6 protein-coding genes are annotated in these 11,770 nt (G+C 53.4%); all 6 read left to right on the top strand.

Features of this window, described 5'->3' with window-relative positions:
* Positions 1 to 7 precede the first annotated feature (7 nt).
* The 6 genes from IPG22_12685 to IPG22_12660 all read left to right on the top strand — a co-directional run bounded on the left by IPG22_12685 (position 8) and on the right by IPG22_12660 (position 11,739).
* Positions 8 to 544 carry a hypothetical protein gene (locus tag IPG22_12685; protein MBK6589142.1) on the top strand — a complete coding sequence of 179 codons (537 nt, stop codon included), beginning with the start codon at positions 8 to 10 and terminating at the stop codon, positions 542 to 544.
* A complete protein-coding gene (locus IPG22_12680; GenBank protein MBK6589141.1) occupies positions 487 to 3,336 on the top strand; it encodes a discoidin domain-containing protein in 2,850 nt (949 codons plus the stop codon). Before IPG22_12685 ends, IPG22_12680 begins: the two co-directional genes overlap by 58 nt.
* A gap of 30 nt (positions 3,337 to 3,366) precedes the next feature.
* Positions 3,367 to 6,012, top strand: coding sequence for a glycosyl hydrolase 115 family protein (locus IPG22_12675; GenBank protein MBK6589140.1), 2,646 nt, complete (start codon positions 3,367 to 3,369; stop codon positions 6,010 to 6,012).
* Positions 6,009 to 7,316: a BNR repeat-containing protein gene (locus IPG22_12670; GenBank protein MBK6589139.1), complete on the top strand. Its 1,308-nt coding sequence runs from the start codon at positions 6,009 to 6,011 to the stop codon at positions 7,314 to 7,316. The genes IPG22_12675 and IPG22_12670 overlap by 4 nt, the downstream gene beginning before the upstream one ends.
* An 11-nt stretch (positions 7,317 to 7,327) precedes the next feature.
* Positions 7,328 to 8,584 (top strand): rhamnogalacturonan acetylesterase, encoded by a 1,257-nt coding sequence (locus IPG22_12665; protein MBK6589138.1) that lies wholly within the window; start codon positions 7,328 to 7,330, stop codon positions 8,582 to 8,584.
* Positions 8,585 to 8,757: 173 nt separating this feature from the next.
* Positions 8,758 to 11,739, top strand: a complete 2,982-nt coding sequence (locus tag IPG22_12660) for a DUF4982 domain-containing protein (protein ID MBK6589137.1) — start codon at positions 8,758 to 8,760, stop codon at positions 11,737 to 11,739.
* Positions 11,740 to 11,770: the final 31 nt, after the last annotated feature.

Genomic DNA, 11,770 nt, shown 5'->3' with positions numbered 1-11,770 from the left:
TGTATCTATGAGGTTTACCGGCATGTCGCTCAGATCATTCATCATCACGATCGTTTTACTTGCGGCTCAATCGAGCTCAGCCCAGATCGACCTTTCTGGCGAATGGCGGTTTGCACTTGATCCGACAAATGCCGGGGTCACGCAAAATTGGTACGACCAATCTTTGCGGGAAAAGATCAAGCTTCCCGGCATTCTCCAGTCCCAGGGCTACGGCGATGAGATCAGCACCAAAACGCCCTGGGTACTTTCGCTCTACGACCGCAATTGGTTCGAACGAGAAGATTACAAGGCGTATACAAAACCCGGGAACGTAAAGGTTCCATTTCTCTCGCAGCCGCCCCGACACTACATCGGCCCCGCCTGGTATCAACGCGACATCGAGATCCCTGCGGATTGGCGAGGAAAGCGAATCGTTCTGTATCTCGAGCGCCGCGCTGGGAATCAACCGTCTGGATCGACGGCAAAAAGATCGGCTCCGCCCGAAGTTTGGTCGCCCCGCATGAATTCGATCTCGGCAAGCTCGAACCTGGCAAACACCGCCTGACCGTCCGCGTCGACACCACGATGATCATGCCGTATCGGCCCGACGCTCATTCGGTTTCCGATTCGCTCGGGATGAGTTGGAACGGGATCGTCGGGAAGATGGAACTGCGGGCGACGAAAAAGGTATGGATAGAAGATGTGCAAATTTATGAGGTTTATCGAAACCCAGGGCTCTACGATGATGCAGATTCGCCGTTTTCAAACATAAAAGTCAAAGTAAAGATCAAGAACTCTACCGGAAAGCCTGGCACCGGGTATCTTTCCTTGAATGGTCGTTCACAGTTTGTCGTATGGAGCCCTGATGGTTCTGAGATTGATCTGCATATCACCATCCCGAAAACTCAGCGGTGGGACGAATTCAATCCCAAACTTCATAAGCTTTTGTTGACGCTAAAAGGTGAAGATGCTGACGAAAGTCGTGAGATCTCTTATGGCGTTCGAACAATCAAAGCCGTCGGCAAAGAATTCCAACTCAACGGCCGCCGCATCTATCTTCGCGGAACGCATCACGGCGGTGATTTTCCGTTGACAGGTTATCCACCGACCGATGTCGCATATTGGCGAAAGATCTTTCAGATCAACAAAGATTGGGGCATCAACCACGTTCGGTTCCACTCGTTCTGTCCACCCGAGGCAGCGTTTCAGGCGGCGGACGAACTCGGCATCTATCTCCAGCCCGAGCCTGGCATGTGGAACGAGGTTTCGCCCGGAACGCCGATGGAGAAGATGCTCTACGAAGAAACCGAAGCGATGATCAAAGCCTACGGCAATCATCCGTCGTTCCTCCTATTTTCGCCCGGCAACGAGCCAAAAGGCCGTTGGAAAGAGGCTTTCGACAAATGGATCACCCATTATCGCCTCGCCGACCCGCGTCGCATTTACACGAACGGCACCGGCCACACCGAACCGTCAGTTCCCGGCCTCGCCGAGGGAACTGACTATCTCGCCATGCAGCGTATCGGCCAGAAAATGCTGCGTGGAAACACCGCGTGGTTCGGCAAAGACTACGGAGCCTCGCTCGAAGACATCAACGTCCCCGTCGTCTCGCACGAACTCGGCCAGTGGGTCGCGTATCCCGATTACAGCATAATCAAAAAATTCACCGGCTACATGCGGCCCGGGAATTACGAAATATTCCGCGATTCCCTCGCCGCCAAAGGCCTGCTCGCAAAAAATAATGACTTCGCCTACGCCTCGGGCCGCTATCAGCTCGAATGCTACAAAGAAGAGATCGAGGCCAACCTGCGAACGCCGGGAATGGACGGTTATCAATTGCTTGACCTCCACGATTACCTTGGCCAGGGCACGGCACTCGTCGGAATTCTCGATGCTTTCTGGGAAGAAAAAGGCTATGCAACGGCTAAAGAATTTCGACGGTTCAACAACGAGACCGTTCCGCTCGCCCGATTCGCAAAACGCGTCTATACGAATGACGAGACGATAACCGCAGATGTCGAGATAGCCCATTTTGGCAAGGCTCCAATAGCAAAAGCGTCTCCGTATTGGCGTATAACCGATTCGATGGGAAAGGTCATCGCAACCGGCGATCTGCCGTCGCTCGCGATCCCGATCGGCAAGAATATTCCGCTCGGCAAGATCAACTTTGACCCGTCAAAGATAACGGAACCGAAAAACCTCAAAGTTACCGTTGGCCTCAAGGGCACTACCATTGAGAACGATTGGGATCTGTGGGTCTATCCGGCAAAGCGTTCGAACACCGCTGTCAGCGGGATCCTCATAACACACGACTGGGCCGAGGCCGAAGCGAGTCTCGAAAAAGGCGGCAAGGTTCTCTACATGCCGCGAAAGGCAGATCTAGACTGGACCAGCCCGCCGCTCGATTGGGTTCCCGTTTTCTGGAATCGTTTGATGAATCCGGCGTGGGGACGAATGCTCGGCCTTTGGATCGACAAGGCTCACCCTGCTCTCGCCGGGTTTCCGACGGAATCGTATTTCGACTGGCAATGGTCGGGAATCGTGAACGGCTCTCGAGCAATGAACCTCGACAAGCTGCCCAAAGAGCTGCAGCCGATCGTCCAGCCGATCGACGACTGGAACCGTAATTACAAACTCGGCCTTGTCTTCGAAGCAAAGGTCGGCAGCGGCAAACTGCTGGTCGCCACACCCGATCTCGAAAATTCCCTGTCCCAGCGAATTGCGGCAAGGCAACTTCGGCGGTCGCTGCTCGATTACATGGCGACAGCGAAATTCGATCCCAAAGTTGCGGTCACGGCGGCGAATTTCCGCGAGGTTTTCTTCGATACCAGGATCATGAAGAGGCTCGCAGCGTCCACCGCCGATGTCGCGTCCGGCCCGAATCCAGCTTCGTCCGTGATCGATGGTGACCCGAACACATTCTGGCTGGCTGGCGATCCGCGCGGTGCGGCACGACAGGATCAGAGTTTACAGATCCGATTTCTACGCCCGATCCAATTCTCCGGCTTAGTTGTCATGCCGCGTCAGAATGGACGTGAGCATGAGGGCGATGTTCGTGAATACCTGATCCAGATCAGCGATGATGGCACAAACTGGCGCGACGTAAAACGCGACTCGCTCGTTTCAACATTTAACCCGCAACGCATAGATCTCGGACAAAACGTTACGGCTAAGTTCATCAAATTTACATCGCTCTCGGGCTTCGGCTCGGACAAAATTTCAGCGATCGCCGAACTCGCCGTCATATACACCGGCCCAAAACTGCCGGATGACAACATCGACACGCAATACACACGGTTAAGATCTGCCTCGCCCGACATCGACGAAGGCAATCCAAGTCAGAACCGCCTGCGTTAGCGGCCGGTCACGCGGGCCAGCGAAAGCCGAATGGAACAAAGACTCACCACAATAATGTCCCTCAACCACCCGCTAACGCAGGTGGTTCTGACAATTGTGCTCGCGGCGATCTCCGTCTCTTCCCAAAATCTAGCGATAAAATCCGAATATAAAAAAGGAGATCTCAAACTCGTTCATAATGGGGTAGCCGCAAACATTATCGTCGCTCCCGAGGATTTCAGGGTCGTCCAGATCGCCGCCGATGATTTCGCTGCCGATATCGAACGCGTCACTGGCAAAAAACCAAGCTTTTCAACTCAAAAGACAGCGAATGCGGTCATCATAGGAACTCTCGGGAAAAACCTACTGATCGACGGTCTGGCTAAACAAGGCAAGATCGACGTCTCGCAGATTCGCGGAAAGTGGGAGAGCTTCATCATCGCGACGGTCAGGAATCCGAGCCCAAACATTGAAAACGCCCTATTTATCATCGGTAGCGACCGACGCGGAACGGCGTTCGGCGTTTACGAAATGTCACAGATGATCGGCGTTTCGCCGTGGTATTGGTGGGCGGACGCGACGCCGGAACATAAAGATAATCTCATTATCTCCCCTGGCAAAAAGATCGGCAGCGAGCCTTCGGTAAAATATCGCGGCATCTTTCTCAACGACGAAGATTGGGGCCTGCAGCCGTGGGCGGCGAAGACCTTTGAGCCGGAAAGCGGGGATATCGGGCCGAAAACCTACACGAAGATCTTCGAACTTTTGTTAAGACTGAAAGCAAACACGCTCTGGCCCGCGATGCACGAGGTGACGCGGGCATTTAATAGTTTCCGTGAAAATCCGAAGGTCGCTGACGATTACGCGATCGTTATGGGTTCGTCACATGCCGAACCGATGCTGCGGAGCAACACGACCGAGTGGAAGGCAGACAAGAACGATTTCAATTTTGTTTCGAATCCGCAAGGCGTGACGGCGTATTGGGAAGAACGTGTTCGCGAGAACGGCAAGTTTGAAAATATCTACACGATCGGAATGCGCGGTATCCACGACAGCCCTTTGATCGGCACAAGATCGCAGGCCGAACGCATCCCGCTGCTTGAAACGATATTCGGCGTCCAACGCGGCCTGATGGCAAAGCACACGGGAAAACCGGCGGAAACGATCCCGCAAATATTCTGCCCGTATAAAGAGGTTCTTGCCGATTACCGCGCCGGATTGAAAGTTCCCGATGACGTGACCATCGTCTTCCCGGACGACAATTTCGGCTACATCCGCCAATTCCCAAACGCTGCGGAACGCAAACGAAAAGGCGGTTTCGGCGTCTACTATCACATCTCTTATCTTGGCCGCCCGCTCTCGTACCTCTGGCTAAACACCACGCCCCCGGCCCAAATATGGCAGGAAATGTCGAAAGCCTATGAGAACGGTATGCGAGACCTCTGGATCGTCAATGTCGGCGACATCAAGCCAGGCGAGATCGGCATGGAATTCTTCCTGCAAATGGCGTATGATGCCAAGCGTTGGAACGTAGACAACCAACATCTTTATCTGGGCGAATGGGCAACGCGCGAATTTGGTGCGAAGGATGCAAGCGAGATCGCGGCTCTGATGGAGCGATATTATCAGCTCGGATCTCAACGTAAACCTGAACATTTGCAGTGGTTTCTCCCAACCGAAACACCAAAGAAAAGTGACCTGACCGAGGAAGAGGCTCTCGAACGCCTCGACGCATACGCCGATCTGAGAACGAAGGCCGAGTCTATCTCGAAACGTTTGCCGGATGCGAAAAAAGACGCGTTTTTCGAATTGGCCCTGTATCCGATTCACTCCGCAGCCCTCGCAAACGAGCGGTTCTTCGCCGCAGAGCTTGCCGCTTCCTACAAAGAAAAGTGGCCCGCGACCGCACATCATCTCGCAAAACGCTCGATCGATGCCGATGCTGAGATCACTCGCGAAACAAAATATTTTAATGAAACCCTCCTCGGTGGAAAGTGGCGGCATATGGTTTCACCTGAAATGGGTAAAGGCCAATGGCCAAGCATGCGAAGCACGCCGCCGAAGGTTTCGCTCGCTGATTTTCCCGCGGGCGGAGCAGGCAAGCCAATTCCAGTCGAAGGCCCTGGCGCGATACCAATCAACTCTTCGAACGCCAGTGCTTTTTTCGGCGAGTTCCAGGGCTCCGTCTCGATCGAGGCTGAGAATTTTCAAAGTAAAACTGATAGAAAAGGTTTTAGCTGGCGGATCATCAACGGTCTCGGGAAAACCGGCGATTCCGTATCTATTTTCCCAAATTCAGGTCATACGTTTTCCGAACTACGACGCGATTCGCCATCACTCGAATACGACATCGCGGTCGGTGGCGGTGAGTACTCCGTCGAATTTTACTTGATCCCAACGCAGCCGCTCACGACCGGAAACGGCCTTCGACTTGCCCTCTCGATCGACGGCGGAGAGCCTCAGATCGTAGTCATTGATAAGGAAACCGAGGTTTCATCACGTAAATGGACCCAAAACATTCTAGATCAAACGACTCGTGGGAGGGCTCGTATCACGATCCCCGCGGGTGAGCATAAATTGCGGATCTTCGCGGTTGATGCGGGCGTCGTTTTGGACAAAATAGTGATATTCGATACCGAACCGCCTCTTTCATACTTTGGCCCAAAGGAAACGCGGTTCATGCGAAGCAGGAAATGATATTTTGTTCGTCAAAACTTAGAATTGCCGCCTTTACGCTTCTGCTCGCGAGCGGTATTTCCGCGCAGATCCGCTTGGTTCCCGTTGCGGAAGGATGGGCAAAAAATCAGGTTAACGCGGTCATTTTTCGCAAGAATTCGGTGACGAGTTTTAAGGATCAGCAGTACGTCGCCTTTTACAACGGATCATCCCAGATCGTACTCGCAAAACGCCGCCATGGCTCAATGAAATGGCAGCTGCGTACGACGAAATTCACGGCAAATACGGCCGACGCCCACAATTCGATCAGTATCGCGGTCGACGGTAAAGGCTTTCTGCATCTCGCCTGGGGCAATCACAACACGCAGTTAAATTACGCTCGCAGTGTAGAGTCAGGCTCGCTCGAAATGGGCGATAAGACCGCGATGGTTGGCCGGACCGAAGAAAAGGCTACGTATCCCGAGTTCTACTCGATGCCAAACGGCGATCTGCTTTTCTTTTACCGCGACGGTGCATCAGGTAACGGCGATCTCGTACTAGACCGGTACGATCTCAGATCAGGAAGATGGAGCCGGATCCAGGACGATCTGGTTGACGGTGAGCGAAAACGGAATGCGTATCCGCAGATAGCCGTCGATACAAGAGGCACGATCCACATGTCTTGGGCCTGGCGCGAGTCGCCGGATGTCGCCACCAATCACGACCTCTGTTATGCACGGTCAGGCGACGGCGGAAAGACATGGACAAAGTCCTCTGGCGAAAAATATCAGATCCCGATAACGGCCTCAACCGCCGAGTACGTCTGGCAAATTCCGCAAAAGAGCGAGCTTATAAACCAGACCTCGATGGCCGTCGATGCCGATGGAAATCCATACATCGCGACCTATTGGCGGTCGGCTGATTCGGCAATTCCGCAATATCGCCTCGTCTATTTCGACGGTAAAAAGTGGATGTCGTCACAGGTCTCAAACCGCACGACGCCGTTCTCGCTCAGCGGCGGAGGTACAAAAAGAATTCCGATATCGCGTCCGCAGGTCGTCGTGGATGATCTAAAAGGCAAGCGGAGAGTCATCGTCATTTTTCGCGACGCCGAACGCGGCAGCCGCGTTTCAGCAGCGATAAGCGACGATCTTAATTCCGGTAAATGGCGGATCGTCGATCTGAGCAATTCAGACGTCGGTATGTGGGAACCGTCATTTGACCTTGAACTTTGGCAAAAGAAAAAACATCTAAATATTTTTGTTCAGAATGTGGGACAAGGCGACGGCGAAAAGCTGGAAGACCTTGCCCCGCAAATGATCTCGATTCTTGAGTGGACGCCGTAAAGTCAGATTTTATGAAGTACCTTACCTTACTGATCCTGATATTGCTCGCTGCTTTTGCCGCGAATGCTCAATCCGTTCGCAAGTTCGATTTCGGCGCCTCGACGGCTGTCGCAGGCTCGTCAATGGTTTCTGCGAACGATACGTATTCACGGGAAAAAGGCTTCGGCTTTGAGCCTGATGCGAACGTGATCTGTTCGTCGGGAACATGCTCATCGGAGAAACCATTCTACTTTTCCGCCAAGGTTCCGGAGGGCAACTATCGCATAACGGTTCGCTTTGGACACAGCCAATTTGCGACCTCGCCCGTGGTCAAAGCCGAACTTCGCCGACTAATGCTTGACGGTATTACAACGCAGCCAGGAAAATTCGTGACGAGATCATTCACCGTTAATGTCCGCACGCCGCAGATCGCGACCGGCGGCCAGGTGAAATTGAAAGATAGGGAAAAAACCAGTGAGCAGTGGGCGTGGGATGAAAAACTCACCCTGGAGTTCAACGGAACACAGCCAAGCATTGCCTCGATTTTGATCGAACAGGTCAACATTCCGACCGTGTTCCTGCTCGGCGATTCGACGGTTTGCGATCAACCCGGCGAGCCTTACGCGAGTTGGGGACAGATGATCACGGCGTTTTTTGGATCGAATATCGCAGTCGCCAACCACGCTGAATCGGGCGAATCGCTCCGCAGTTCATTCGGTGCTAAACGCCTTGATAAGGTCGTCAGCCTCATCAAGCCCGGCGATTTTCTGCTCATTCAATATGGGCACAACGATATGAAAGAAAAGGGCGAGGGCGTCGGAGCATTTACGACCTACAAAGCGAGTCTTCGCCAGTTTTCGCAGGCGGCAAAGGCAAAAGGAGCGACCGTCATTCTGATAAGCCCGATGCACCGCCGCACATTCGACCCGAGCGGCAAATTTATTACAAATTCGCACGGCGATTACCCCGAAGCGGTCCGGCAGGCGGCGAAGGAAGAAAACGTTGCATTCATTGATCTAAATGCGAAAAGCAAAGATCTGTACGAAGCCTTTGGCAAAGACGGCTCGGGCGTTCTGTTTAAGGAGGGCGACGGCACGCATCACAACAATTACGGCAGCTATCAGCTCGCCAAGATCATAGTCCAGTCGATCCGCGATCAAAAACTGCCGCTCGTAAAATTCCTGATCAAAGATCTGCCAAAATACGACCCGAAAAAACCGGATGATCTGAAGACAGTTACGATACCCGCAAGCCCGGCGATCACGGACTTGAAACCGCTCGGAAACTAGCAGGGAACGCAGGCGCCCTCGCCTGCAAGCGTCCTGCTTTGAGGACGCTGTCGGAGTGATGATTTTTCAACATGATTGTTTCCGAACGACATGACGACGGAGGAACCGGCGTTGCAGCCGAAGGCGGCCGCGTTCCCGGCATGAGCAGCCAGACCTCCGAATGGAATAGTTTTATGCGAAGAATTTCACGCTATTTGATCCTTGTTCTGACGGTTACGATCACGTTCTCTTTACTAGCGGCCGCGCAAAAGATTCCGCGTGCTAAGTACAACTTCAATTCCAATTGGAAGCTCTTCGTCGGCGATCCTGTGGGTGCCGAAAAAGCGGATTTTGACGATTCGGCCTGGAAGAATGTGACGACGCCGCGGCCGTGGAATGAGGACGAAGCCTTTCGCAAAGATATCAAGGATCTGCCGACGGGCATCGCGTGGTACCGCAAGCACTTTAAACTTCCGGCCGGCAGCAACGGCAAGAAGGTCTTTCTCGAGTTCGAAGGCATCCGCTTCGGCGGCGAGTTTTTCCTGAACGGTAAGTCCATCGGCCGCAGCGATAACGGCGTGATGGCGTTTGGGTTTGATATAACCGACGCACTCGTTGCCGGTGAAAACGTCCTCGCGGCTCGCATCGACAATGCCTGGGACTATCGCGAAAAGGCAACCAACAGTACTTTTCAGTGGAACGACAAGAACTTTAACGCCAATTACGGCGGCATCAATAAGAACGTCTGGCTGCACATGACTGACCGGCTTTATCAAACCTTGCCGCTCTATTCGAATCTGCAAACGACCGGCGTTTACATTTATGCGGGAGATATTGACGTTGCAAAACGTACCGCTTTCATCGCTGTCGAAACTCAAGTCAAGAATGAGTATCCGGTAGGAAAAAATGTCGTCTATGAGGTCATAATCCAGGACGCCGAAGGAAAGGTCGTAAAAAAAACCGCCGACAGTCGGTACAGAATTTCGGGAGGCGAAACGAAAAAGCTTGGCGTGTATCCCCGACTTAACGGTTTGAATTTTTGGAGCTGGGGCTACGGTTACCTGTACACCGTAACTACAAATCTCAGAGTCGATGGCAAATTGGTAGATTCCGTAAAAACGCGAACGGGTTTCCGCAAAACTGAGTTTGCGAACGGAATGTTCAAGCTAAATGACCGGACGTTACAGGTCAGGGGCTACGCGCAGCGTACCTCGAACGAATGGCCCGCTCTTGGTAATTCAGTACCGCCGTGGCTATCCGATCACAGCAACCGTTTGATGGTCGAGTCGAACGCGAACCTCGTGCGCTGGATGCATATCACGCCTTGGAAACAGGACGTCGAATCGTGCGACCGCGTCGGCCTGATGCAGGCGATGCCCGCCGGCGATGCCGAAAAGGATGTCGAAGGCCGGCGTTGGGAGCAGCGAAAAGAGGTCATGCGTGACGCGATCATATACAACCGCAACAACCCAAGCATAATCTTCTACGAATCCGGCAACGAGAGTATTTCCGAGCCGCACATGGCCGAGATGAAGGCCATTCGCGACCAGTATGACCCGCACGGCGGACGTGCGATCGGTTCGCGTGAGATGCTCGACAGCAAGATCGCCGAATACGGCGGTGAGATGCTTTATATTAATAAAAGTGCGAAACATCCGATGTGGGCAACTGAGTATTCGCGTGATGAGGGTTTACGTAAATACTGGGATAATTATTCCCCTCCGTACCACAAAGACGGCGACGGCCCGCTCTACAATAACGCCGACGCAAGCGTTTACAACCGCAATCAGGACAGCCACGCGATCGAGAATGTCGTTCGATGGTTCGATTATTGGGAAGCCCGTCCGGGCACCGGAAAACGGGTTAGCTCGGGTGGTGTGAACATCATTTTCTCCGACACGAACACCCACCATCGCGGAGCCGAAAACTACCGCCGTAGCGGCGAGGTCGATGCGATGCGGATCCCGAAAGACGGCTATTTCGCCCACCGCGTGATGTGGGACGGCTGGGTCGGCGTCGAAAAACCCCGAACGTATGTCATCGGCCACTGGAATTATAAAGACGGCGTTAAGAAAAACATCTATGTTGTCTCAAGCTCCGAAAAGGTCGAGCTTTTCATCAACGGAAAGTCGCAGGGATTAGGCGAGCAGTCGAGCCGCTTTCTGTTCACGTTCAAGAATATCGCGTGGCAGCCGGGCGAGATAAAAGCCGTCAGCTACGACGCAGCAGGAAAGTCAGTCTCACAAGACATCAAACGAACCGCCGGCGAACCTTTTACTGTTCGCCTCACGCAGATCAAATCGCCGAACGGCTTGATCGCTGACGGTTCGGACGTCGCACTTTTTGAGGTCGAGGTCGTCGATAAGCAAGGCAATCGCTGCCCGACGGCGTTGAATACGATCGATTTCACGCTCACCGGCGAAGCCGAATGGCGCGGCGGCATCGCTCAAGGGCCAGACAATTACATTCTCGCCAAAAGCCTGCCCGTCGAGGGCGGCGTGAATCGGGTTCTGATCCGATCGACAACGAAAGCAGGCAGGATCAGCCTAAAAGCAACTTCCGGCGATCTCGGCCCGGCGGAGATACAGTTGGCGTCAAAACCGTTTATCGCGACAAATGGTATCTCTAGTGTCTTCGCTTCCGACGGCTTGCCGTCTTATCTCGATCGCGGCCCGACGCCGATTGGCGAATCATACAAGATGCTCCGCCGCACACTCGACGTCGCGAGTGTGACCGCTGGATCTGAGAATGAAAAGGCCAAAAACAGCCTCGACGACAACGAACTCACCGATTGGATAAGCGACGGCAAAAAGGAAAAGGCCTGGATCGCGTACGAATTTGCCAAGCCCGAAACGATCGACCAGGCCGTGCTCAAACTCGTCGGCTGGCGAACGCAAAGTTATCCGATCAAGATAACCGTTGATGGAAAGGTCGTTTACACCGGCACAACGCTGCGTTCGCTCGGATATGTAACGATCGGCTTTCCGCCAACCGTTGGCAGGTCGCTCAAGATCGAGCTATCCGGTGAAGCCAGCAATCGTGATGCGTTCGGCAATATCATCGAGATCGGCGGAACCCCGGATGCGAATTCAGCCGCCGCCAAAGGCGGAGCAACAAAACTCGGCATCGTCGAAGCGGAATTTTATGAGACCGTTGGGCGTGGCTTCGCAAGGTGAAAAAATTGAAATAGAGGTCGCCAACGGCGAC

Source organism: Acidobacteriota bacterium, from assembly GCA_016703965.1.
Lineage (GTDB): Bacteria > Acidobacteriota > Blastocatellia > Pyrinomonadales > Pyrinomonadaceae > OLB17.
This window is presented reverse-complemented; position numbering and strand designations above follow the sequence as displayed.